This window comes from Comamonas squillarum, from assembly GCF_025309455.1.
Lineage (GTDB): Bacteria > Pseudomonadota > Gammaproteobacteria > Burkholderiales > Burkholderiaceae_C > Comamonas > Comamonas squillarum.
This window is the reverse complement of record NZ_CP104377.1, coordinates 22,355-47,350: the sequence shown is the minus strand read 5'-3', so window position 1 is coordinate 47,350 and position 24,996 is coordinate 22,355. Positions and strand designations below refer to the sequence as shown.

At 63.4% G+C, this 24,996-nt stretch carries 22 protein-coding genes; 12 read left to right on the top strand and 10 right to left on the bottom strand.

The genetic code is table 11. From position 1 onward, the window contains the following. Positions 1-21: 21 nt before the first annotated feature. The 6 genes from sdhA to N4T19_RS00200 all read left to right on the top strand — a co-directional run bounded on the left by sdhA (position 22) and on the right by N4T19_RS00200 (position 7,649). Entirely contained in the window at positions 22-1,827 is a 1,806-nt protein-coding gene (gene sdhA / locus N4T19_RS00225; protein ID WP_182345269.1) for a succinate dehydrogenase flavoprotein subunit, read from the top strand. A gap of 31 nt (positions 1,828-1,858) precedes the next feature. Next, entirely contained in the window at positions 1,859-2,563 is a 705-nt protein-coding gene (locus N4T19_RS00220; RefSeq protein ID WP_021026927.1) for a succinate dehydrogenase iron-sulfur subunit, read from the top strand. A gap of 15 nt (positions 2,564-2,578) precedes the next feature. Then, positions 2,579-2,872 (top strand): FAD assembly factor SdhE, encoded by a 294-nt coding sequence (locus N4T19_RS00215; RefSeq protein ID WP_116924947.1) that lies wholly within the window; start codon positions 2,579-2,581, stop codon positions 2,870-2,872. Between the two features lie 20 nt (positions 2,873-2,892). After that, complete coding sequence (locus N4T19_RS00210; protein WP_182345268.1) at positions 2,893-4,203, top strand: citrate synthase; 1,311 nt, start codon at positions 2,893-2,895, stop codon at positions 4,201-4,203. A 109-nt stretch (positions 4,204-4,312) separates the two neighbouring features. Beyond that, positions 4,313-5,688, top strand: a protein-coding gene (locus tag N4T19_RS00205) for an IS3 family transposase (RefSeq protein WP_260718296.1) whose coding sequence is annotated in 2 segments (ribosomal slippage) — positions 4,313-4,802 and positions 4,802-5,688 — 1,377 coding nt in all. Because the reading frame shifts where the segments join, the coding sequence is not laid out codon by codon here. Between the two features lie 101 nt (positions 5,689-5,789). After that, entirely contained in the window at positions 5,790-7,649 is a 1,860-nt protein-coding gene (locus N4T19_RS00200) for a phosphoethanolamine transferase (RefSeq protein WP_182345267.1), read from the top strand. Here N4T19_RS00200 and N4T19_RS00195 read toward each other — a convergent pair. After that, entirely contained in the window at positions 7,646-8,839 is a 1,194-nt protein-coding gene (locus N4T19_RS00195) for a PA0069 family radical SAM protein (RefSeq protein WP_409935215.1), read from the bottom strand. The genes N4T19_RS00200 and N4T19_RS00195 overlap by 4 nt on opposite strands. A gap of 275 nt (positions 8,840-9,114) precedes the next feature. Here N4T19_RS00195 and rnk point away from each other — a divergent pair, with 275 nt between their 5' ends. Further along, on the top strand, positions 9,115-9,528 hold the full coding sequence (gene rnk, locus N4T19_RS00190) for a nucleoside diphosphate kinase regulator (RefSeq protein WP_116924943.1): 414 nt from the start codon (positions 9,115-9,117) through the stop codon (positions 9,526-9,528). A 34-nt stretch (positions 9,529-9,562) separates the two neighbouring features. Here rnk and N4T19_RS00185 read toward each other — a convergent pair whose 3' ends face one another. Further along, positions 9,563-10,747, bottom strand: coding sequence for an acyltransferase family protein (locus N4T19_RS00185; protein ID WP_332839223.1), 1,185 nt, complete (start codon positions 10,745-10,747; stop codon positions 9,563-9,565). 209 nt (positions 10,748-10,956) lie between these two features. Between N4T19_RS00185 and N4T19_RS00180 the strand changes: the two genes are divergently transcribed. Further along, positions 10,957-11,541: a GbsR/MarR family transcriptional regulator gene (locus N4T19_RS00180; RefSeq protein ID WP_182345264.1), complete on the top strand. Its 585-nt coding sequence runs from the start codon at positions 10,957-10,959 to the stop codon at positions 11,539-11,541. 1 nt (position 11,542) lies between these two features. Next, positions 11,543-12,028, top strand: coding sequence for a hypothetical protein (locus N4T19_RS00175; RefSeq protein ID WP_260719152.1), 486 nt, complete (start codon positions 11,543-11,545; stop codon positions 12,026-12,028). Here the strand turns inward: N4T19_RS00175 and N4T19_RS00170 are convergent. The 8 genes from N4T19_RS00170 to N4T19_RS00135 all read right to left on the bottom strand — a co-directional run bounded on the left by N4T19_RS00170 (position 12,025) and on the right by N4T19_RS00135 (position 20,874). Continuing rightward, entirely contained in the window at positions 12,025-12,669 is a 645-nt protein-coding gene (locus N4T19_RS00170) for a DUF1439 domain-containing protein (protein WP_260719151.1), read from the bottom strand. The genes N4T19_RS00175 and N4T19_RS00170 overlap by 4 nt on opposite strands. A gap of 86 nt (positions 12,670-12,755) precedes the next feature. Further along, positions 12,756-13,745, bottom strand: coding sequence for an NAD(P)H-dependent flavin oxidoreductase (locus N4T19_RS00165; RefSeq protein WP_260719150.1), 990 nt, complete (start codon positions 13,743-13,745; stop codon positions 12,756-12,758). Between the two features lie 108 nt (positions 13,746-13,853). Continuing rightward, a complete protein-coding gene (locus tag N4T19_RS00160) occupies positions 13,854-15,647 on the bottom strand; it encodes an acyl-CoA dehydrogenase (RefSeq protein ID WP_260719149.1) in 1,794 nt (597 codons plus the stop codon). Between the two features lie 175 nt (positions 15,648-15,822). After that, positions 15,823-16,755, bottom strand: coding sequence for an electron transfer flavoprotein subunit alpha/FixB family protein (locus tag N4T19_RS00155; RefSeq protein WP_260719148.1), 933 nt, complete (start codon positions 16,753-16,755; stop codon positions 15,823-15,825). Between the two features lie 43 nt (positions 16,756-16,798). Beyond that, on the bottom strand, positions 16,799-17,548 hold the full coding sequence (locus tag N4T19_RS00150) for an electron transfer flavoprotein subunit beta/FixA family protein (protein WP_116927872.1): 750 nt from the start codon (positions 17,546-17,548) through the stop codon (positions 16,799-16,801). Between the two features lie 202 nt (positions 17,549-17,750). Next, entirely contained in the window at positions 17,751-19,025 is a 1,275-nt protein-coding gene (locus tag N4T19_RS00145) for a mechanosensitive ion channel family protein (protein ID WP_182345260.1), read from the bottom strand. A gap of 140 nt (positions 19,026-19,165) precedes the next feature. Continuing rightward, positions 19,166-19,945, bottom strand: coding sequence for an enoyl-CoA hydratase (locus N4T19_RS00140; RefSeq protein ID WP_182345259.1), 780 nt, complete (start codon positions 19,943-19,945; stop codon positions 19,166-19,168). A gap of 23 nt (positions 19,946-19,968) precedes the next feature. Further along, entirely contained in the window at positions 19,969-20,874 is a 906-nt protein-coding gene (locus N4T19_RS00135; RefSeq protein WP_116927306.1) for a histone deacetylase family protein, read from the bottom strand. A gap of 91 nt (positions 20,875-20,965) precedes the next feature. On the opposite strand from N4T19_RS00135, the gene N4T19_RS00130 reads away from it, so the two are divergent. The 3 genes from N4T19_RS00130 (at position 20,966) to N4T19_RS00120 (ending at position 24,996) form a co-directional block, all read left to right on the top strand. Continuing rightward, a complete protein-coding gene (locus N4T19_RS00130) occupies positions 20,966-21,886 on the top strand; it encodes an AAA family ATPase (RefSeq protein WP_116927305.1) in 921 nt (306 codons plus the stop codon). Between the two features lie 67 nt (positions 21,887-21,953). Continuing rightward, positions 21,954-22,901: a DUF58 domain-containing protein gene (locus N4T19_RS00125; protein ID WP_260719147.1), complete on the top strand. Its 948-nt coding sequence runs from the start codon at positions 21,954-21,956 to the stop codon at positions 22,899-22,901. 10 nt (positions 22,902-22,911) lie between these two features. Continuing rightward, positions 22,912-24,996 carry a transglutaminase family protein gene (locus N4T19_RS00120; protein ID WP_260719146.1) on the top strand — a complete coding sequence of 695 codons (2,085 nt, stop codon included), beginning with the start codon at positions 22,912-22,914 and terminating at the stop codon, positions 24,994-24,996.

The window sequence follows — 24,996 nt, the reverse complement described above, 5'->3', positions numbered from 1 at the left end:
ACCCGCGATTGAAAGAGAACAATGAGCTATACAAAAGAGAACATCACCAAGCGCAAGTTTGATGTCGTCATCATCGGCGCAGGCGGCTCCGGTCTGCGCGCTGCGCTGGAACTGTCCAAGGCTGGCCTGTCCGTGGCTGCCTTGTCCAAGGTTTTCCCCACCCGCTCGCACACCGTGGCAGCGCAAGGTGGCGTGTCCGCCTCGCTGGGCAACATGTCGCCCGACAACTGGGAATGGCACTTCTACGACACCATCAAGGGCTCGGACTGGCTCGGTGACCAGGATGCGATCGAGTTCATGTGCCGCGAAGCACCCAAGGTGGTGTACGAGCTGGAACACTTCGGCATGCCTTTCGACCGCAACCCCGATGGCACGATCTACCAGCGCCCCTTCGGCGGCCACACCGCCAACCATGGCGAAAAGCCCGTGCAACGCGCTTGCGCAGCGGCTGACCGTACCGGCCACGCGATGCTGCACACGCTCTACCAGCAAAACGTCAAGTCCAAGACCAACTTCTTCGTCGAGTGGATGGCGCTGGACCTGATCCGCGACGAATCCGGTGACGTGATCGGCGTGACCGCCATCGAGCTGGAAACCGGCGACCTGTACGAGCTGCACGCCAAGGCGGTTCTGCTGGCCACCGGCGGCGCAGGCCGTATCTTCCAGGCATCGACCAATGCCTTCATCAACACCGGCGACGGCCTGGGCATGGCTGCACGCGCAGGCATCCCGCTGCAGGACATGGAGTTCTGGCAGTTCCACCCCACCGGCGTGGCCGGCGCGGGCGTGCTGCTGACCGAAGGCTGCCGCGGTGAAGGCGCTATTCTGCGCAACAGCGATGGCGAGCGTTTCATGGAGCGCTATGCGCCAACCCTGAAGGATCTGGCGCCACGCGACTTCGTCTCGCGCTCAATGGACCAGGAAATCAAGGAAGGCCGTGGCTGCGGTCCGAACAAGGACTACATCCTGCTGGACATGACCCACCTGGGTGCAGATACCATCCGCAAGCGCCTGCCTTCGGTGGAAGAGATCGGCCACAACTTCGCCAACGTGGACATCACCAAGGAACCGATTCCTGTGGTGCCCACCATCCACTACCAGATGGGCGGTATTCCCACCAACATCAACGGCCAGGTCGTTGTCTGGGATGGTCAAGAAAACAAAGTGGTCAACGGTCTCTACGCTGTGGGCGAATGCTCCTGCGTGTCGGTGCACGGCGCCAACCGCCTGGGCACGAACTCGCTGCTGGACCTGCTGGTCTTTGGCAAGTCGGCCGGCAAGCACATCGTCAACTACGTCAATGGCTATGGCGAATTCAAGCCGATGCCTGAGAACGCATCGGACTTCTCGCTGTCGCGCCTCAACAAGCTCGACGAGTCGACCAGCGGCGAATACGCGCAGGACGTGGCCAACGACATCCGCGCCTGCATGCAGCTGCACGCCGGTGTGTTCCGCACGCAAAAGAGCATGGACGAAGGCGTCAAGAAGATTGCCGACATCCGCGCCCGCGTCGGTGGCGTCACCTTGAAGGACAAGTCCAAGGTCTGGAACACCGCTCGCATGGAAGCGCTGGAAGTGGCCAACCTGATCGAAGTGGCGCAAGCCACCATGGTCTCGGCCGCCGCCCGCAAGGAATGCCGTGGCGCCCACACCGTGGATGACTACGAGCACCCTGCCGATGACCCCAAGTACCCACTGGGCCGCAATGATATCGACTGGCTCAAGCACACCCTGTGGTACAGCGCTGCCAACAGCCTGGAGTACAAGCCAGTGCAACTCAAGCCGCTGACCGTGCCGTCGGTACCGCCCAAGGTCCGTACCTTCTAAATCCACGCAGCCCACGAAAGAACATCCCAAAATGAAGCGTACTTTCAAAATCTATCGCTACGATCCCGATAAAGATGCCAAGCCCTACATGCAGACGGTGGAGGTGGAGCTCGACGGTCATGAGCGCATGCTGCTGGACGCCCTGGTCAAGCTCAAGGAGCTCGACCCATCGATCTCGTTCCGCCGCTCCTGCCGCGAAGGCGTGTGCGGCTCGGACGCGATGAACATCAACGGCAAGAACGGTCTGGCGTGCCTGACGAACATGAACACCCTCAAGGGTGACATCGTCTTGAAGCCCCTGCCCGGTCTGCCCGTGATCCGCGACCTGATCGTGGACATGACCCAGTTCTTCAAGCAGTACCACTCGATCAAGCCCTACCTGATGGCCGACAGCTTTGTCGCCAACGAGAAGGAGCGCCTGCAGTCGCCCGAAGAGCGCGAAGAGCTCAACGGCCTGTACGAGTGCATTCTGTGCGCCAGTTGCTCGACCAGCTGCCCCTCGTTCTGGTGGAACCCCGACAAGTTCGTGGGCCCCGCCGGTTTGCTGCAGGCCTACCGCTTCATCGCCGACAGCCGCGATGACCACACCGGTGAGCGCCTGGACAACCTGGAAGACCCCTACCGTCTGTTCCGTTGCCACACCATCATGAACTGCGTGGACGTGTGCCCCAAGCACCTCAACCCCACCAAGGCGATTGGCAAGATCAAGGAATTGATGGTTCGCCGTGCGGTGTAAGAACCAGATTGAGCAATGATGGAAAACGAACTGCTGGATGAACGTGCGCGCGATCTGCTGCGCTGGCGTAGCCGCCGAGGCCTGGTGGAGAACGACATCTTCGTCGAGCAGTTCTTCCGCACATACGGAGCAAGCCTGAATGTCCGCCAGGCGCAAGGGCTGACCACTTTGATGAACCTGTCGGACAACGACCTGCTGGACTTGATGCTCAAGCGCAAGGAACCAACAGGCGACCTCGACACGCCAGATGTTCATGAAGTGCTGGAGATGCTGCGCAGCCGAAAACCACGTGCATCTCTTGCGGACTAACTCGAGAAGGAACCAGTTTTATGAAACTAGCAGACAACAAAGCCACGCTATCGTTTAGCAACGGCGCAGCAAGCGTAGACCTTCCGGTTTACCAGGGCTCGATCGGCCCGGATGTCATCGACATCCGCAAGCTGTACGCGCAGACCGGCATGTTCACGTACGACCCCGGTTTCCTCTCGACGGCTGCCTGCCAGTCGGCCATCACCTATATCGATGGTGACAAGGGCGAGCTGCTGTACCGCGGCTACCCGATCGAGCAACTGGCCAAGAACTGCAACTACCTCGAAACCTGCTACCTGCTGCTGTACGGCGAGCTGCCCAATGCCACGCAGAAGGCCGAGTTCGAAGACACGGTGACCAAGCACACCATGGTCAACGAGCAGATGCAGTTCTTCCTGCGTGGTTTCCGCCGCGATGCGCACCCCATGGCCGTTCTGACGGGTCTGGTGGGTGGCATGTCGGCCTTCTACCACGACAGCACCGACATCACCAACCCCGAGCACCGCAACATCGCTGCGATCCGCTTGATCGCCAAGCTGCCAACCCTGGTGGCCATGGCCTACAAGTACGGCACGGGCCAGCCTTACATGTACCCGAAGAATGACCTGTCCTATGCAGGCAACTTCATGCGCATGATGTTCGGCAACCCCTGTGAAGAGTATGTGGTGAACCCGGTGGTAGAGCGCGCGCTCGACCGCATCTTCATCCTGCACGCAGACCACGAGCAAAACGCGTCGACCTCGACCGTGCGCCTGTGCGGCTCCTCGGGCACCAACCCGTTTGCGGCCATCTCCGCCGGCGTTGCCTGTCTGTGGGGCCCTGCCCACGGCGGCGCTAACGAAGCCTGTCTGAACATGCTGGAAAACATCCAGGCCAACGGCGGCATCGCCAAGGTCGGCGAGTTCATGGAGCAGGTCAAGGACAAGTCCAGCGGCGTCAAGCTGATGGGCTTTGGCCACCGCGTCTACAAGAACTACGACCCACGCGCCAAGCTGATGCAGGAAACCTGCAACGAGATCCTGGCCGAGCTGGGCCTGGAAAACGATCCGCTGTTCGCACTGGCCAAGCAAGTCGAGAAGATCGCTCTGGAAGACGACTACTTCGTCTCGCGCAAGCTGTACCCGAACGTGGACTTCTATTCGGGCATCGTGCAACGCGCCATCGGCATCCCTGTGAAGCTGTTCACCGGCATCTTCGCGCTGGCCCGCACCGTCGGCTGGATCGCCCAGCTCAACGAGCAAATGGCCGATCCCGAGTACAAGATTGGCCGTCCACGCCAGCTCTACACTGGCTCGGTGGTCCGCGACGTGCAACCTATCGCCAAGCGCTGATAGCACCGGCCAGGCGCTGCCTGGCCCTGCACCAGACCCTCTCCAAAAACCCGCTTCGTGAACTGCACCCCAAAAGTTGGACATCCATCCAACCTTTGGGGTGTTTTTCATGGCGAAGTACGACGAGAGTTACAAGCTGGAAGTTGTCCAGGGCTACGTGCAGGGGCAGCATGGGTTCAGAGCACTGGCCCATGCTCACGGTCTCGACCAAGCGACAGTGCGACGTTGGGTAAAGAGCTACCAGCAGCATGGCCTATCAGGGTTGCGCAAGAAGTTCAGTCGCTACAGCGCTGACTTCAAACTGGCAGTGTTGCAGCGGATGTGGCGAGATGATCTGTCTGCACGAGAGACGATTACCTTGTTTGATATCCGGGGTGGCACGGGTGTCATCAGCGCCTGGGAGCTGCAATATCATGACGGTGGGCCGCAAGCACTTGCACCCCGGCCAAGAGGACGCTCCAAGAAGATGCCAAACCCACCCACAGCCAAGCCCGCACAGGCACAAGCAGTTATGTCTGCGGACGACACGCGTTCGCACGCAGATTTGCTCAAAGAGGTGAAGTACCTGCGCGCGGAGGTGGCGTACCTAAAAAAATTGGAGGCCTTGGTTCAGGCGAAAAAACAAGCTGCGCAGAAAAAGCGCGGATAGTGCTTGAGCTAAGGCCAGATCACGACCTCAAGGACTTGCTGCGGGCAGGTAAGCTGGCGCGCAGCACCTTCTATTACCAGGCTCAAGTGCACAGGAGAGGCGACAAATACGCTGAGCTCAAGGCTCAGATCCGATCTGTCTACGAGCTTCACAAAGGACGCTATGGCTATCGGCGCATTGCGCTTGAACTCAAGCGCAATGGCTGTCATGTGAACCACAAGAGCGTGCAGCGCCTGATGCAGGTAATGGGGATGAAGTCCCTGGTTCGGCCCAAGAAATATCGCTCCTATCGCGCCGGGCAGCACGCGGGCGTGGCCAATGTGTTGCAGCGCCAGTTCATGGCCGAGCAGCCTAACCAGAAATGGGTGACGGACGTGACAGAGTTCAACGTCTTGGGTAAAAAGCTATACCTGTCGCCTGTCATGGATCTATTCAACGGCGAGGTGGTGAGCTATCAGATGAATACGCAACCGCGCTTGAAGATGGTGGGTGACATGTTGCGCAAGGCGCTAGGCAAGCTGGGCAGGGAGGAAAAACCATTGCTGCATTCCGACCAGGGCTGGCAGTACCAAAGTCGTGCCTATCGCCGCTTGCTGGCCGATCATGGCCTGGTGCAAAGCATGTCACGTCGGGGCAATTGCTTGGATAACGCAGCGATGGAGAGCTTCTTCGGAACCTTGAAGTCCGAGTTCTTCCACCTCAACAAGTTCAGCAGTGTGGCGCAGCTTCAAGAAGGTCTTCACCACTACATCCATTACTACAATCACCAACGCATCAAGCTAAAACTAAAAGGCCTGAGTCCGGTGCAATACCGGATTCAGGCCTTCAGTCCCTAGCTTCCAACTGTCCAACTTCTTGGGGTCAGTTCATCGGCGGGTTTTTTTATGGCGCTGGTCCTATTAATCCCTTGTTAAGCTAGCCTGCCGACCATGGCGGGATGAATTTCTTTGCCCGGTTTATCACCCCCACAGGCAAGGCCGCCGACACCGCGGCGTTTCCGCCCCACTCGGCCGCGTTGCCCTTCAGCGCCGACCTGGCCACAACCAGCAGTAGCCCGCCCGCACGTCCCGTGTGGCTGTGGAGCCTGGTCGTCAGCCTGTGGCTGGCCAGCGTGGGCAATCTGGCCTTGTGGAAGGCCCTCTCGCAGGCAGACGGCCTGAGCAGCGCCCAGCAGTGGGTGCTGGGCCTGAGCCTGGGCCTGGCCATTGCCTGCGCTTGCTGGGCCCTCTTGAACCTGCTCAGCTGGGGCCGCGCCGCCAAACCGGTGATGATCGCGCTGTGCTGGATCGCCGCGTTTGCTGCCTGCTTCATGCTGAACTACGGCATTGCCATCGATGCCTCGATGCTCGTCAATGTGCTGCAAACCGATGTGAAGGAAGCGGCCGACCTGCTGCACTGGAGCTTGGTGGTCACCGTGGGCGCCATCGCTATTCCCCCCACCTGGTGGATCTGGCGCCAGACCCTGCCCCACCGCAAGGGCTGGCGCCCAGTGCTCCAGCAGCTGGGCATGGTGCTGCTGGCGGTCCTGGCCATGGCCGTCGTGGTGGTGGCGGGTTTTCGCCCCATCTCGTCAGCCATGCGTAACCACACCAACCTGCGCTACATGATGAACCCGCTGTCCACCGTCTACGCCGCAGGCAACCTGGTGGCCCAGCAAATTCACCACCGCGACACCACGCTGTACCCGATTGGCGAAGATGCCAAGCTGGGTGCCAGCTATGCTGGCCAGACCAGCTTCCCGATCTATGCGCTGGTCGTCGGCGAGACCGGCCGCGCCGGCAATTTTGCGACCAATGGCTATGAGCGTCCCACGACGCCTTTGCTGTCCGCCCGCCAGGACCTCGCCATCGCCACCAACGCCTGGTCCTGCGGCACCAGCACCGCCGTGTCGGTGCCCTGCATGTTCTCCCACCTGGGGCGCAGCAGCCAGGACAGCAACAAATCCTATGAAAACCTGCTCGATGTCTTGCAGCGCGCCGGCCTGGCTGTGCTCTGGGTCGAGAACCAATCGGGCTGCAAGGGCGTTTGCGCCCGCGTGCACAACGCCAATACCGAGACGGACCTGCCCGCCGCGGCCCGTAAGGCGCTGTGCCAGGACGGCGAATGCGTGGACATGGCCCTGCTCGAAGGCCTCGATGAACGCATCAATGCGCTGCCCGCCGAGCAACGCGCCAAAGGCGTGGTGGTGGTGCTGCACCAGATGGGCAGCCATGGCCCGGCCTATTTCAAGCGTTCGCTGGGCCAGGACAAGCGCTTCAGCCCCGAGTGCAACAACGTCAACCTACAGTCCTGCGACCGCGCATCGCTGATCAATGCCTATGACAACAGCGTCGTTGCCACCGACCGCATGCTCGGCAGCCTGATCGACTGGCTCGCCAGCAAGGGCCAGCGCCAGCCCACGGCGATGATGTATGTGGCCGACCATGGCGAATCGCTGGGCGAGAACAACATCTACCTGCACGGCCTGCCCTACTCCGTCGCACCCGATGTCCAAAAGCATGTGCCCTGGATCACCTGGCTCTCGCCCGCGATGCAGCAACGCATGGGCATCAGCACCAGCTGCCTGCAGCAGGCCGTGGGCACTGCCCGCATCAGCCACGACAACCTGTTCCACTCGATGCTGGGCCTCACCGATGTGCAGACCGCGCTGCACCAGCCCGATCTGGATATTTTTGCCAGCTGCAAGGGCCGCTCTGCACCGCCCGCCACTTTGGCGCACCTGGCGTCTGCCTCTGCTCCAGCAACCGTTGCAGCGCAGCCGCCGACCACGGTCGCTGCTGCACGCAAGCGCGGCTAAAACAGCGTGCCCTGCCCCGGGTGCGGCGCCTGCGCGGCGCCCGCCTGGCGCACTGTCTGCTGCAGCTGCTGGGCGCGCCAGGCCTCAAAACCGCGCCAATCCATCTCTTGCCGCTCGCGCCCATAGCCCAGCTGCGCGCAGGCCCGCACAAAGCGCTGGCGCACCAGGTCGGCCCACAGGCCCTGGCCTTTCATGCGGCTGAACGACTGGCTGTCATAGCTCTTGCCGCGCAGCCGGTCGGCCTCGCTGATCTGGTGCAGGTCGCGCACCCGCTGCATTACCCGGGCTGCGCGCTGCGGGTAATGGGCCTGCAGCCACTGCTGGAACACGCCGTTGAGCTCCCAAGGCAGGCGCAGCACGGTGTAGAAGGCCGTGGTGGCGCCGGCCTCGCGCGCGGCCGCCAGCACCTCTTCCATGTCCTCGGTCAAAAACGGAATATGGGGTGCGACGCTCACCCCGACCGGAATGCCGGCCTCCGCCAGTTGGCGTATGGTGCGCAGCCGCCGGTGCGGCGCCGCAGCCCGGGGCTCGAGCAGGCGGGTCAGCTGTGGGTCCAGGCTGGTGATCGTGATGTAGACGGCCGCCGCATTCTTGCGCGCTGCAGCGGCGATCAGGTCGATATCGCGCTCCACCGCACTGCTCTTGGTGATCAGTGAAAAAGGATGCTCGGCCTCACTGAGCACCTCGATCAGCTGCCGCGTCAGGCCCAGCTCCCGCTCGATGGGCTGGTAGCAATCGGTGGCCGAGCCGATATTGAGCGAGGCCGGCTGGTAGCGCGGGCGGCTGATCTCGGCCTTGAGCACCTGGGCAATATTGGTCTTGGCAAACAGCTGGGTTTCAAAATCCAGCCCCGGCGAGAGGTTCAGGTAGCTGTGGTACGGCCTGGCATAGCAGTAGATGCAGCCATGCTCGCAGCCCCGGTAGGGGTTGACCGAGTGATCAAAGAAGATATCGGGTGAGTCGTTTTTCTGGATCGCGCTGCGCGCCCGCTCCGCGTGCACCTGGGTCGGCAGGCTCTCGGCGTCCTGCTGCCACCAGGCGCCTTCTTCCAGATCCAATTCTGGATCAGCGCCGACGGCCGCTTGAGCAGCTGCTGGGGTCCAGCCATCGTCGGCCCATTCCCGCACATCGCTGGCAAAACGGTGGCGGGGCGTGCCAACCGCGCCGCGCCCCTTGCGGGCCACCGGCAGTGGCACACGCACCGGCACAGGCCCATCCAGCTCGTCCGCGCAGCGGTGCAGGGTCTGTGCGTCTTCAAACGGGGCAGAGTCAACGGTGTGGGTGGAGGGATGGCGGGCAGGCATACTAACGGATTATGACTGTTTTTATATACAGTATTTCATGCATTGTCCGCCATCCCGGCAGCCTCTGCAAGCGCCGCCTGCACCAGGGCTATTCGCACCGTTTTGGTGCGAAATGGGGCATAGCCTACATTCGGGGATTACATACTCCGGAGGAAGTTTTCATGTCTCGCAAACCCCAACTCATCCTGTCATCCCTGGATGTGGACCGCCTTGAAGCGCTGCTGGAGGCCATGCCGGCCAGTGCCTTCCCCGGCAAGGCGGATCTGGAGGCCGAGATTGCCCGAGCCGATATCGTGGAGCCCAGCGATATTCCGCCGGATGTGGTGACGATGAACTCCAGCGTCAACTTCGACATTGCCGAATCGGGCAAGCAGTTCCAGCTGACCCTGGTCTACCCCAAGGACCTGGACGACACCAGCAGCAAGATTTCGGTATTTGCACCGGTGGGCAGTGCGCTGCTGGGCCTGGCGATTGGCGACCAGTTGGCCTGGCCCTCCGTGGGAGGAAAGACCATGACCGTGCGCGTGACCGGCATCAGCTACCAGCCCGAGCGCGCTGGCGATCTGCACCGCTGAGCGGCCAACAGACCAGAGCCGGCAAAGGGCGTGCTTACATCGACAAGCGTGCGCCCACCAGGGTCACCAGCAGACCGCCGCCGACCAGGCCCAGCTCCCAGCGAGCCACAGAGCGCAGGCTGGGCGTGCGCGCCTCCACCCCCAGGTAGAGCGCGCGCCCGGCCAGCAGCGACAGCGCAAAGGCCAGGCCCATGCCCAGCCAGTTGAGCCAGGGCTGGCTGGGCCAGACATGCGAGACCACCGCGTTGCACAGCACCACGATGGAAAAGTGCACCAGAAACACCGAGTAGCCCATTTGGCCGAGCGACTGCAGCCAGCGCACGGGCGCCTGGCGGCCCAGCCAGTCGACCAGGCGGCTGTCGTGCGGCAGGCGCATCAGCCACAGCAGCGCGACGGCGCCGCACAGCGCCACCGCAATGCGCAGGCGGAAATCGACCTCCAGTGACACGAGACCCAGCGCCAGCAGACAGGCCGTCCAGGACCAGGGCTTGGCGCTTTGGCTGCCCCAGAAGGCCAGCATGCCCATGCCATAGGCACCGATAAAGTAAACAAACCACATGTCCAGCTCACTGTGGCGGTTGAACACCAGGAGCGACATGGCCGTCAGCGCCAGAACCACCCACTGACCCAGCTGCAGGCCCAGCCACTGGCGGGCCCAGCGGCGGCTCCATGCAAACAGCAAGGTGACGGCGGCAAACAGCTGGAAGTCAATCGCCACGTACCAAACGCCGGCCGACAGCGCATCTTCGCCGCTGATGTCCTGCAGCATCAGCGCATTGGCGATCAGCTGCTGCCAAGTAGGCTCGGCGGGGACGGAGTCGTGGGCAAACCAGGGCCGCACCAGCGCTGCGATGAGCACGGCCAGCAACAGCGCGACGGAGTAAGGCGCGAGCAGGCGCAGCGCGCGCTGGCCGATCTTGGCCAGCGGGCTGCCAAAGCGGGCCACACCTTGCGGGGCCAGGCTGGCCGCCGACAGAAAGCCGCCCATGACCAGAAAAATCTGCACGGCAATGCGCGCATATTCCGCCAGCCAGTCAATGATGCCGGGGGTGACTTGCGCTGCGACATCCGACATCGGGCCGTAGAAAGCCAGGTGGTGCCAGACGATGGCAGCACAGCAAGCCCCTTTGGTCATGTCCAGCCACAGATTTCGTTTGTTATGGGTTGTTGTGGTAGGCAAGATAGTCTCTGGCCAGCGACACCACAATGGGCAAGCCATGGCAGCGCAGGCTGGCAATGTTCTGACAAAGGTGTGGCACCGCGCGCGCAGTGCCACTGCATGTGTAACGCCTGGGGATCCGCGCCCGTTGACGCTGCCGCCCCGCTGATCGAGCGAAATCTGCCTTCTTTACACGGCGCCGGGTGGTTGGCCGGGTGGCGGCGGCCTGGGCATTTCAGTGCTTCCAGAAAAAACCGATAATCACAGCCATGAAACAAGCCCCAACGCCGCTGCCCGAGCTCACCCGCCAATTCGTGTCACATTTTGGCGAGATGGGTAGCCGCTGGGGCATCAACCGCACCGTGGGCCAGATCTACGCGCTGATCTTTCTCTCGCCCCAGCCGATCAATGCCGACGAGATTGCCGAGGGCCTGTCGTTCTCGCGCTCCAATGTCAGCATGGGCTTGAAGGAGCTGCAATCCTGGCGCCTGGTGCATATGCGCCACCAGCCGGGCGACCGGCGCGAATACTTTGAAGCGCCGGCTGATGTCTGGGAGATCTTTCGCACCCTGGCCGAAGAGCGCCGCCGCCGCGAGATCGAACCCACGCAGTCGATGCTGCGCTCGGCCCTGCTGCAGGAAACCCATTCCGCCGATGAGCAGTACGCCCAGCAGCGCATGCAGGAGATGTACGACCTGATCGACAAGCTGATGACCTGGTTTGACGATGTGCAGCGCCTCAACCCCGACACCGCCCTGCAGCTGATGGGCATGGGCAGCGCCGTCACCCGCGTGCTGACCCTCAAGGACCGGCTGACCGGAAAATCGCCCGCCCGCAAGGAAGGCAACGACTGAGATGCTGGCCCTGCAAGCGCCGGCTGCCATTGCCGAGCGGCTCTGGCCCGGCAGCACCTGGCCCGCTGTGGTGCCTGGCCTGATGCCCGGTCATGGCCTGCCCACGACCGAGATCGCCGGCGATTTTGTGCTGCTGGACCACCTGGCCGCGGCCCAAGAGACCTGGGGGCGCGACGCCCCGTTGGCCATGCTGGGCCAGGACTGGTGGGTGTTTGCCTGCTCGGGCACCGGTGACGCCTGGCTGCTGAGCCGTGACCAGCAGCAGGCCGTTGCCTTTCTGGACCACGCTGCCGGGCCTGATGCCCTGCCCCAGCCGCTGGGTATCGATGCCGGGCAATGGCTGCAACTGGCCGATCTGATGGCGCAGCTCGAAGCTGCGCAAGACCAGGGGATGGACCAGGGGCAGGATGTGGTACTGCAAGCCTTGGCGCTGATGGAGCAACTGGCACCAGGCTTATCCGCCCACTACCCCTACACGCTGGCCTAACGCGCTGGCACAGCAGTGGCTGTCTTGGGCGCCAGCACAATGCGCAGGCCTTGCTCCTGCACCTCCATGCGCTCGACCGTATAGCCCAGGCCTTGCAGCAGCATGCGCTGGCTGGCCGGCAGCTCATAGACCAGCAGGCCTTGCAATACCTGCTCGGCCAGGCGGGGCGCATAGGTCTGGAACATGCCCTGGTAGGCAGCAGGCACGCCCTGCATCTGCAGCTGCTGCACACGCACGTTGTGCAGGCGAATGCTGGCTTCGGCGTCATCGAAGGCCAGGCCAAAATCCAGGGTCATCTGGCCAGGGTATTCGTTGCCCATCAGCTTCTCGGTCACCCAGATATCGAAGGCGGCTCGCAGGCTGTTGCTGGCTGTCAGCAATTGCACGCTGGGCTTTTGCAGCTGGATGACGACCATGCCCTGCCAGGAGCGGGCCAGCGGAAACTTGGCAGCGACTGCCTGCTGCAGTTGCGCCTGGCTGATGCGGATGCTGCGTGCACCGGCAGGCAGGCTGGCATCGGCAGCCTGCGCCACGCTGGTCATAAGGCCAGCCATAGCCACCAAGGCAGCGGCAGCCCATAACAGGCAGCGGCGGCGCTGCAGCGGCTGGGGGGCACCCTGGGCAAAAAACTGATTCTCCATCGCATCACACCGTAGCCGTCAAGCGCGGTTGGACAGCGCCGCAGGGCCAAAGTTCAGCCCAGGCGGCCGGTGTAGGTATCTGCGCGTTACGCCGCCTGTGCAGTAGCTGACGCGCGGCTCGGGCCGCCAGCCAGCAGCGCGTCGCGGGCGTCGAAGTACTCGCGCTTGAGCCGGGCCACCAGCTCGGCAGCGGGCACCACCTGCTTGATGGCGCCGATGCCCTGGCCACTGCCCCAGATGTCTTTCCAGGCCTTGCGCTCCTTGCCAAAGCTCATCGAGCTGGGGTCGGAGACCGGCAGGTTGTCCGGGTCCATGCCAGCTGCGCGGATCGACGGGCTCAGGTAGTTGCCATGCACGCCAGTGAACAGGTTGCTGTAGATGATGTCGTCCGAGTTGGAGCTGACGATCATCTGCTTGTACTCTTCGACGGCGCGCGCCTCATCGGTGGCGATAAAGGCCGAGCCGATATAGGCAAAGTCGGCGCCCATGGCCTGGGCTGCCAGCACCGCACGGCCATGGGCAATGCTGCCCGACAAGGCCAGCGGGCCGTCAAACCATTCACGGATTTCCTGCACCAGCGCAAACGGGCTCTTGATGCCCGCATGGCCACCGGCACCAGCGGCCACGGCAATCAGGCCATCGGCCCCCTTGTCGATGGCCTTGTGTGCAAAGCTGTTGTTGATGATGTCGTGCATCACCACACCGCCCCAGGAATGGGCGGCCTGGAACACGTCCTCGCGTGCACCCAGCGAGGTGATCAAAATGGGCACCTTGTACTTTTCGCACAGCGCCATGTCATGCTCCAGACGCTCGTTGGTCCGGTGCACGATCTGGTTGATGGCAAATGGCGCGGCGGGCTGGTCTGGGTGGGCGCGGTTGTGCGCGGCCAGGGTTTCGGTGATTTCGGCCAGCCAGTCATCGAGCTGCTCGGCCGGGCGGGCATTGAGCGCCGGCATGGAGCCGACGATGCCGGCCTTGCACTGCGCAATCAGCAACTGCGGGTTGCTGACGATGAACAGCGGCGAGCCGATGACCGGGAAAGGCACGTTCTGCAACGCGCCGGGAAGTTTGGACATACAAGGTCTCCTTCAAAGGGCAAAAGCCTGCTGCGTCGCTTGGGCGGCGCAGACCCCGTGTACCTTGGCCCAGGCGCACGGGGGGGGCTTTGTGTGGGGGCATGGCGCTCAGAAGCTGTCCTGCGGCAGCGCCATCACCGGGGCCGCACCATGCAGGATTTCTTCACGCAATGCCGAGGTTTTTACCAAAATATGCGTGGCATAGAAATGTGCGGTTGTCACCTTGGCTTCGAGAAACGCCTTGTCGCCCGCGCCTTGGCTCAGTTGCTGCTCGGCTGCCAGCAAGGCCCGGCCCATCTGCCAACCGGCCACCAGATTGCCCGCCAGCATCAGATACGGCACGCTGGCCGCAAACACATCGTTGGGCGCGGTCTTGCTGCCGGCCACCACGTAGTCGACCACGGCCAAAAAGTCCTGCCGCGCCTGCGCCAGCGCACGCACAAAAGCCTGGGCAGCGCCCGAGCTGCTGGCCTTCAGCGCCTGCTCGGTCTGCGCAATCTGGCTGGCGATGCCACGCGCAGCCTGGCCGCCATCGCGCGCGGTCTTGCGGCCCACCAGGTCATTGGCCTGGATGGCGGTCGTGCCTTCATAGATGGTCAAAATCTTGGCATCGCGGTAGTGCTGGGCGGCGCCCGTCTCCTCGATAAAGCCCATGCCACCGTGCACCTGCACGCCCAGGCTGGTCACCTCCTGGCTCATCTCGGTGCTGTAGCCCTTGATGAGCGGCACCATGAATTCGTAGAACGCCTGGTTGTCCTGGCGCACCTGCTGGTCGGGATGGGCATGGGCGGCATCAAAGGCGGCAGCTGCCGTCAAGGCCATCGCGCGGCAGCCTTCGGTGTAGGCGCGCATGGTCATCAGCATGCGGCGCACATCGGGGTGGTGGATGATGGTGGCGCTGCCGGCCACACTGCCATCGACCGGGCGGCTTTGCACACGCTCCTTGGCAAAGGCCGCTGCCTGCTGGTAGGCCCGCTCGGCAATGGCCACGCCCTGCAGGCCCACGGCATAGCGGGCCGCGTTCATCATGATGAACATGTACTCCAGGCCCCGGTTCTCTTCGCCCACCAAGAAGCCGGTGGCACCGCCGTGGTCGCCATACTGCAGCACACAGGTGGGGGAGGCCTTGATGCCCAGCTTGTGCTCAATGCTCACGCAGTGCACATCGTTGCGCGCGCCCAGCGTGCCATCGGCATGGACCAGGAACTTGGGCACCACAAACAGGCTGATGCCCTTGACGCCATCGGGCGCTCCCGCCACCCGGGCCAGCACCAGGTGCACGATGTTCTCGGCCATGTCGTGCTCACCGTAGGTGATGAAGATCTTGGTGCCAAAGACCTGGTAGCTGCCATCGCCCTGCCGCTCGGCGCGCGTGCGCACCAACGCCAGGTCCGAGCCGGCCTGGGGCTCGGTCAGGTTCATCGTGCCGGTCCACTGGCCGGAGACCAGCTTGTCCAGGTAGGTCGTTTTCAGCGCATCGCTGCCGGCGGTCAGCAAGGCCTCGATGGCGCCATCGGTGAGCAAGGGGCAGAGCGCAAAGCTCATGTTGGCACTGTTGAGCATCTCCACACAGGCCGCGCCAATCGTCTTGGGCAAGCCCTGGCCGCCGGCATCCACCGGGTGCTGCAGGCCCTGCCAGCCGCCTTGCACATACTGCGCAAAGGCCTCCTTGAACCCCGCCGTGGTGCTGACCTGGCCATCCTTCCAGGTCGAGGGCTGCAGGTCTCCCACCACATTCAGCGGCGCCACCACCTCTTCGTTAAAGCGTGCGCATTCCTCCAGCACGGCCTGCGCCGTCTCCAGCCCCGCTTCTTCAAAACCGGGGATCTGTGCCACCTGGTCGATGCGGGCCAGGTGCTCCATCGCAAACAGCATGTCCTTGACAGGTGCCTTGTAGCTCATCGTTGTCTCCTCGTCTTATCGTCTTGTCATTGCTCGTGGTTCGGGTGCGCCGCACACACAAAAAAAGGCATCCCCCAGGGGATGCCTTGATGTGCTTTTGCCTACCACCACGCTGCCCCTCACATCCAGCGTCAGCGGGATGCTGTGGCGGCGTGGGGTGGTTGCAGGCACGTTTTTACAGCTTGCTGGCCATCTCAGGCACAGCCTCAAACAGATCGGCCACCAGGCCATAGTCGGCCACGCTGAAGATCGGCGCTTCTTCGTCCTTGTTGATCGCCACGATCACCTTGGAGTCCTTCATGCCGGCCAGATGCTGGATCGCGCCCGAGATGCCCGCTGCAATGTACAGCTGGGGCGCGACGATCTTGCCGGTCTGGCCCACTTGCAGGTCGTTGGGCGCGTAGCCCGCATCCACCGCTGCGCGGCTCGCGCCAATGGCCGCGCCCAGCTTGTCGGCCAGCGGGGTCATCACTTCGTTGAACTTCTCGGCGCTGCCCAGCGCCCGGCCACCGGAGACGATGATCTTCGCTGCCGTGAGTTCCGGGCGGTCGTTCTTGGTCACTTCGCGGCCCACAAAGCTGCTCTTGCCGCTGTCAGCGGCGGCTGCTGCGTTCCCGACCGCGGCCGAGCCGCCGGTGGCCGCTGCGGCGTCAAAGCCGGTGCCGCGCACGGTGATGACCTTGGTGGCATCGATCGATTGCACGGTGGCAATGGCATTGCCCGCGTAGATGGGGCGCTCGAAGGTGTCGGCGCTCACCACCTTGGTGATGTCGCTGATCTGGGCCACGTCCAGCTTGGCTGCCACGCGTGGCGCCACGTTCTTGCCCGAGGCGGTGGCTGGCGCCAGGATGTGGCTGTAGTTGCCGGCAATGGCCAGCACTTGCGCGGCCAGGTTTTCGGCCAGGCCGTCTTTCAGCGCCGGGCCATCGGCCAGGATGACTTTGGCAACGCCTGCGATCTGGGCTGCGGCCTGGGCTGCAGCTGCTGCGCCTTCGCCCGCTACCAGCACATGCACATCGCCGCCGCAAGCCAGGGCTGCGGTGACGGTGTTGAGCGTGGCGGTCTTGATCGTTTGGTTGTCGTGTTCTGCAATAACGAGAGCGGTCATGTCTATCGTCTTTCCATTCAATGTGTCAGGTGTCGGGTCAAGGTCAGATGACTTTGGCTTCGTTCTTGAGCTTGTCGATCAAGGTCGCCACATCGGGCACCTTCACGCCGGCGCCGCGCTTGGCAGGTTCCTGCACCTTCAAGGTCTTCAGGCGCGGGCTCACGTCCACACCCAGGTCTTCGGGCTTGACGGTGTCGAGCTGCTTTTTCTTGGCCTTCATGATGTTGGGCAAGGTGACGTAGCGCGGCTCGTTCAGACGCAGGTCGGTGGTGATGACAGCGGGCATGGACAGAGACAGGGTCTCCAGACCGCCGTCCACTTCGCGCGTGACGCTCACCTTGTCGCCAGCGACCTCGACCTTGGAGGCGAACGTGGCCTGGGGCAGATCAGCGAGCGCTGCCAGCATCTGGCCGGTCTGGTTGGCGTCGTCGTCAATCGCTTGCTTGCCGCAGATCACGAGGCCCGGCTGCTCCTTGTCCACCAGCGCCTTCAGGAGCTTGGCAACCGCCAGCGGCTGCAGCTCTTCGGCCGTTTCGACCAGGATGGCGCGGTCTGCACCAATGGCCATCGCCGTGCGCAGCGTCTCCTGGCACTGGGTCACGCCGCAGCTCACTGCGATGATCTCGGTGACCACGCCCTTTTCCTTCAAACGCACGGCCTCTTCCACCGCGATTTCATCAAAGGGGTTCATCGACATCTTCACGTTCGCAATGTCCACTCCCGAGCCATCGCTCTTGACGCGCACCTTGACGTTGTAGTCCACCACGCGTTTGACGGGTACCAGTACTTTCATAAACCTCGACTCCTGAGTTGTTCAATAGGTTTGCGCCAGTGGCGGCGCGTTGGCGCGGCCACTCAGCCATGGGCATGGATCAGGCCATCATCGCACAAAAACAGCACGGTCGTGCTTTTTTATGACCAGACGAGCCATAACGACCAATTATCGGCGCATCGCTGCGCAGCAGCCTCCATTTTCCGCACAAGTTGGCGGTTCATCAGCCCTGGCTGGCAGGTATTGCACCGCCGCTATTGTTCTGGATATGCAAAACACGTTGCGGGAACGGAATCTCGATGCTGGCAGCGCGCAGGCCCTCGAGCACGGCGATATTGACCGCCGACTTCACATTGGCCTGGCCGTTCATCGGATCGTTGATGTAAAAGCTCAGGCTGAACTCCAGCCCGTCGGGCGCGAAATTCACCAGAAACACCGAGGGCTCGGGCTTTTCCAGCACCCGGGCCTGCGCCAGTGCTGCGCTCTTCAAGACCTCGCGCACCTGCGCGACATCGCTGTCTGCGCCCACGACAATCTGGGTGGTCAGATTGAACTTCTGGTCGGCATCGGTGAGGTTTTCCACCCGCTGGGTGATCAAGGTCTCATTGGGGACAATCGATTCGCGCCCGTTGGATGCGCGAATCACCGTGTAGCGCGTGCGGATGTCAGTGATGCGGCCTTCAAAACCGTCAACGCGCACGTTGTCGCCAATGCGCAAGGCGCGCTCGATCAGCACCAAAAAGCCGCTGACATAGTTGGAGGCGATCTTCTGCATGCCAAAGCCCAGGCCGACCCCGAAGGCACCGCCCAGCACCGACAGCGCCGTCAGATCGACCCCGACCAGTGACAGCGCCACCAGCAGGCCGACCGTGATCAGCAGCATGCGCGTGAGGTTGACGGCCATCTTGCGCATCGACAGGTCCTTGACCATGTCATCGATCACGCGCTGCTCGAAGGTGGTCGAAATCCACAGCACCACCAACATCACCATGCCCACCGATATCGCCCCCTGGAACAGCTCCAGCACCGATATCGACGTCTTGCCAAAGGCGAACTGCACGGCATCGAGCTGGGCCATCACCTGCGGCAGCACACCCAGGATGCCCAGCACCGCCACACCCCAGGCCAGCCACGAGAAAATGCGCTCGATCAGGCGCACCAAGGTGGAGTTGGGAAAGGTCTTGGCCAGCACCCGGGCCACCAGGCGAATCACCGCCAGCGACAGCAAAATCTGCACCGCCAGCCGCAGCAAAAACACCGGCTGGTAATGCTCCACCACCATGCGGGCAGCGGCCGTCATCAGCAATGCCATCAGCGGAAACAGCGCCCCGCCCCAGGCCGTCTTGCCAAACCAGACTGAAGGCTTGCCATCGTCGCGGTGGCGGTAAAAGCTGCGCGTGAGCAACCAGGCCAGGCCCAGGCAAATCACGAGAACAGCCAGCTCCTGCCAGGTGCTGGCCTGTTCAAAGTCCTGTAGTAAACGATCAAAGATATCCATGCGCCGGTCTCATAGAGTCAAAAAAAAAGCATAGGCGCGAGCATATGCTGGTTTCGTACCCTATCACCGATGGCGCGCTGGCGTTTGTAGGACCGGCCGACATCCTAGACGGACTTGGCCCTGCCGGATGCGCGCGGGATTCAGGACCAGACCGGCTTGCGCTTTTGCGCAAAGGCCTGCGCGCCTTCCTGCGCGTTGCTGTCCATCATGTTGGAGGCCATGCACTGGCTCGCCACCTGGTAGGCCGCTTCGATGCCCAGCTCGCGCTGCTGGTAGACGAGGGCCTTGCCCATGCGCACGGCCGCAGCGGGTTTGCTGACAATGGCCGCGACCAGCTTTTCCAGCTCGGCATCGAGCTGCTCGGGCGCGGCCACCCGGTTGACCAGGCCCTGGGCCAGCGCCTGCTCGGCACTGATGAATTCGCCCGTCAGCAGCATCTCCATCGCCTGCTTGATGGGCATGTTGCGCACCAGGGGCACGCTGGGCGTGGCGCAGAACAGGCCGTACTGGATGCCGCTGGTGGCAAAGCTCGCCTCGCTGCTGGCAACGGCCAGGTCACACTGCGCCACCAACTGGCAGCCGGCTGCAGTCGCCATGCCCTGCACACGTGCGATCACGGGCACCGGCAGCTTCTGGATCGCCATCATCACCTGGCTGCAGCGGTTGAACAGGTCCTGGTACCAGGCGCGGTCCGGGTGGGCAGCCATGTCCTTGAGGTTGTGGCCCGCGCAAAAGGCCCGGCCCTGCGCGGCCAGCACCACCAGCCGCACCGATGGATCCTGCGCAATGGCCGCCAGCGCGGCGCGCAAGGCCGCCAGCATCTCATCGCCCAGCGCATTGAAGCGCGCCGCATCATTCATGCACAAGGTCACCACACCGCGCGCATCGCGGCTGTGCACAAGCAAGTTGCTGTCCGTCATGGGTCCGGGTCCTCAAAAGGTGTTTACAGATCGGCGAGCACGCGGATGTGGGCTTCCACACTGGCTGCCAGCGGCGTCATCACATAGCCGCCTTCCAGACAGGAGACGATGCGGCCTTTGCTAAAGCGCCGTGCAATGTCCTTGATGCGGTGGGTGATCCAGGCGTAGTCGGCCTCGACCATGCCCAGCTGGCCCATGTCGTCTTCGCGGTGGGCATCAAAGCCGGCGCTGATGAAGACCATCTCGGGCTTGAACTCTTCGAGGCGCGGGATCCAGTAGGTCTCGACAATCTCGCGGATGTCCATGCCCTTGGTGTATGCCGGCACCGGCACATTGAGCATATTGGCCGCCGGGTCCTTGTCGCCCGAATGCGGGTAGAAGGGGTGCTGGAATATGCCCACCATCAGAATGTGCGGGTCGCCTGCGCAGATGTCTTCGGTGCCATTGCCGTGGTGCACATCAAAGTCGACAATCGCCACGCGCTTGAGCTGGTGGCGCATCAGCGCATACTTGGCAGCCACCGCGACATTGTTGAAAAAACAAAAGCCCATGGCCTGCTTGCGCGTGGCATGGTGGCCCGGCGGGCGCACGGCGCAAAAGGCGTTTTCCATCTCGCCGCTGATGACGGCATCGGTCGCAGCCAGAGCCGCGCCACAGGCGCGCAATGCGGCATTCCAGGTGGCACCGTTGACGGCAGTGTCGGTGTCCAGCATCAAGGTTGCGGGGCCGCCAATGGCCTGGTTATCGGCCGCCATCTCGGACAGGCCGCGTATCGATGCGATATGCAGGCGCTCATGGCCCAGTTCCAGATCGGACATGCTGGCCTTGGGGGCGTCGCGCCGCTCCAACGCATCCCCCACCCCAGTGATCAGCAAGCGGTCTTCAATCGCATCCAGGCGTGCAGCGCATTCCGGGTGGGCAGGCCCCATGTCGTGCAGCCAACAGTCACGGTGGCTGAAATAACCTGTCTTGGACACAGTTTTCGTCTCCTTAACTGCCTTTGTCGTTTATTGTGCTGGTATGCAGACACAGCACACCATACAAAAATTATTGACTCAGCTTAACACGGTGATTGTGGGGAAACCGGCGCAGGTTCAGGATTGTCTGACTTGTTTGCTGGCGGGAGGACATCTGCTGATTGAAGACGTACCGGGCGTGGGCAAGACCACGCTGTCGCATGCGCTGGCCCGCACCTTGGGGCTGCAGTTTGCGCGGGTGCAATTCACTGCAGACCTGATGCCCAGCGACTTGATCGGCGTATCGGTCTATGAGCGCGAGCAGCAGGCCTTTGTGTTTCATCCCGGCCCCGTATTCACCCAGGTTTTGCTGGCCGACGAGATCAACCGCGCCAGCCCCAAGACGCAAAGCGCGCTTCTGGAGGCGATGGAAGAAAAGCAGGTCACGGTCGAAGGCGCCACGCGCCCACTGCCCCAGCCTTTCTTTGTCATCGCCACGCAGAACCCGCTCGACCAGCTGGGCACCTATGCGCTGCCCGAGAGCCAGCTCGACCGCTTTTTGATGCGTATCTCGCTGGGCTACCCCGACCAGGCGGCAGAGTTCCAGCTGCTGGCCGGCCAGGGCCACCGCGACATCGCCAACCAGTTGCCTGCGCTCACTTCGGCCGTCGAGCTGAAGTTCCTGCAGCAGGAGGTGACCAGCGTGCGCGCCAGCGATGCACTGATCCACTATGTGCAGGCGCTGATCGCTGCCACGCGCTCGGGCCAGTGGTTTGTGCAAGGCCTGTCCCCGCGCGCGGGCATTGGCCTCATCCGGGCCGCCAAGGCGCAGGCCTTGATCCAGGGCCGCGACTATGTGGCGCCCGATGATGTGCAGGCGATCCTGCCGCAGACCACCGCACACCGGCTGGTGCCGGTCAGCACCTCGGGGCGCAGCGCGGTCGAGCAGGTGCGCGCGATGATGGACAGCGTGGCGCTGCAGTAGCGTGAGTGCGCCCCCAGCGGCTTCAGGGCAGCCCCGCAACCGCCCTGTTCAGCGGCTTGGCCAGCGCATGCGCCAGTGGTGGCTGGCCCAGTTGCCCAGCGCCAGCCGCCATGCCATCAGCCGCCGCAACCTCTACCTGCTGCCCACGCGTGCCGGTTGGATGCTGGCGCTCACCTTGCTGGTGCTGCTGGTGACCAGCATCAACTTTCAGCTCAACCTGGGCTTTTTGCTGACCTTCATGCTCACCGGCGCGGCGCTGGTGTCGGTGGGTATCGGCTACCGCAATCTGCTGGGTCTGCAGCTGGAGCTGCATGCCCCCGAGGCGCAATTTGCCGGTCAGCCGCTGCGCCTGGATCTGCGCCTGGACAACCCCAGCCGGCGCGCCCGCTATGCACTGGGCACACGCCACTACCAAGGCCATGAACTGAGCCTGGTGGACGCCCCGCCCCAAGCCACCACCCCCATGCAACTGAGCACGCAGGCCCAGCAGCGTGGCTACCAAAGCCTGCCTGCGGTGCTGGTCGAGACCCGCTTTCCACTCGGCGTCTTTCGCATGTGGACCGTCTTTAGAACCACTGAAAAAGCGCTGGTCTACCCCAGCCCCGAATCCCACCCGCCCCCCTTGCCTTTGGGCCTGGCCGATGCCGGCAGCGGCAGCAGCACCAGCCTGCGGGCCAGCAGTGGGGAGTTCGATGGCGTGCGCAGCTACCGGCGCGGCGACCCGCTCAAGCTGGTGGTCTGGAAGAAAGCGGCGACCTCGCTGGCCACGGGCAGTGGCCATTTCGTCGTGCGCGACAACCAGCACCAGGCGCAGCAGGACCTGTGGCTCGATGCCAGCCACTGCGGCCTGGCAGAGCGAGAGGCCCAGCTCTCGCGCCTGACCGCCTGGGTGCTGATGGCCGACCAGCAAGGCCTGCGCTACGGACTGCGGTTGGGAGCGGCCAATGCCGAGCAAGCCGCTGACAGCGGTCCCGCCCACCGCCAGGCCTGCCTGCGCGCACTGGCGCTGGCCTAGGAGCAGCACGATGCCCTCTGTTTTCAACCCTGCCCACACCTCAGGCGCGAGCCGCTGGTCCAGCCTGCCACGCGAGGCGCGCGACACCCTCTTTTTGCTGGCCGTTGTGGGCTGGATACTGCTGCCGCTGACGGCCACCTTGCCGCTGTGGGCCTCGGCGCTCGCCTATGCCTTGCTCGCCTGGCGCGGCCGCATTGCGCTTTTGCAAAAACCGCTGCCCGGCCGCTGGCAGCTGCTGGCCTTACTGGTGCTGGTCGTTGGTCTGACCTTGTTCAGCTACCGCACCATCTTGGGCGCCGATGCCGGCGTCACGCTGGTCAGCATGCTGCTGACACTCAAGACCATGGAGCTGCGTGCCAAGCGCGATGCGATGGTCATTTTCTTCCTGGGCTTTTTTGCGCTGATTGCCAATTTCCTGCATTCGCAATCGCTGCTGACAGCCTTGGCCATTGCCATGGGCCTGGTGGGCTTGCTCACCGCGCTAGTCCATGCGCATATGCCCGTGGGGCAACCATCGCTCAAGTTTGCAGCGGGCCTGTCGCTCAAGATGGTGGCCATTGGCGCGCCACTCACGCTGGCGCTGTTTGTGCTCTTCCCGCGCATGGCGCCGCTCTGGGGGGTGCCCCAGAATCCGACGGCCAAGACCGGCCTGTCTGATGAGATGACCGTGGGCTCGGTGGCATCGCTGGCCCAGGACGAGGGCATTGCGTTTCGCGTCAAGTTCGACACACCGCAAAACCGGCCGCCCCCCGCCAACCAGCTGTACTGGCGCGGGCCGGTGCTGTCCGATTTCGATGGCACGACCTGGCGCGCGACGCCCAGCTTTCGCAATCCCGACGACCGGATGTTTGCCGACATCCGCACCGAAGGCGAGGCACTGCGCTACGAGCTGACCCTGGAGCCGCACCAAAAGCCCTGGCTGCTGACCTTGGACCTGACCCGAGAGGCGCCCGTGCTGCCACGCGGCCGCGCCTACAGCACCGGCGATCTGCAGTGGCTCAGCAACCGGCCCATCACCGAGGTGACCCGCATCGCTGTGGAGAGCCACACGCGCTACCAGTTTGGCATGCAGGCGGGCAAGCGCGAGCTGGCCTTCAACCGCCGGCTGCCAGCGAGCAGCAACCCGCGCACCCAGGCCTGGGTGGCGCAGCTGAGCGCCGAGGTGGGCGAGCGCCCCGACCGCAGCGCCCAACTGGTGCAGCGCCTGCTGGGGCAGCTGCGCAGCGGCGGCTACACCTATACGCTGGACCCGGGCGTCTACACAGGCCAGGCGGCCGACCAGTTCTGGTTCGACCGCAAAGAAGGCTTTTGCGAGCATATTTCCGCCGCCTTTGTGATTGCACTGCGCAGCGCCGGCGTGCCCGCGCGCATTGTGACCGGCTACCAAGGGGGCGAAGCCAACAGCGTCGACGGCTACTGGACCGTGCGCCAGGCCGATGCCCATGCCTGGGCTGAAGTGTGGCTGGGCGAAGAACAAGGCTGGGTGCGCTTTGATCCAACCGGCGCAGTGAGCCCTGGCCGTGTCGGGGCTGCACAGCGCCTCAACACCCCCAACTTCATGGGGTTCAGTGTCAGCAATGCCGCCACCATCAACGGGCTGCAGCGCATGCGCGCAGTCTGGGAGGCGGTCAACAACAGCTGGAACCAGTGGGTGCTGAGCTACACCCAGCGCGAGCAAATGGACATGCTCAGCAAGCTGGGCCTGTCCAGCCCCAACTGGATGGATCTGGTGCGCATTCTGGGTGGCCTGGTACTGGCGGCGGCCATCATCGTGGTGCTGGCCCTGCAGTACCAGCGCAGGCGCACAGACCCCTGGCTGGCCCTGCTGGGCCTGGCGCGCAAACGGCTGCGCCAGGCCGGCCTGCCCGAGGCTGCGCAGGGCCATGCGGCCACGCCACGCGCGCTGGCCCGCATGCTGCACGCCCAGGCACCCGAGGTGGCACCCGCCTTTGGCCAATGGCTCAAGGCCATGGAGCGCCAGCGCTACGCGCATGCCACCGGCGAGTCAGCGCCCAAGGCCGAGCTGGCAGCGCTTCGCAAACAATTACGACTTCTGCCCTGGTCCCGCCTGCGGGCCCTGGCAAACAAGGTATAA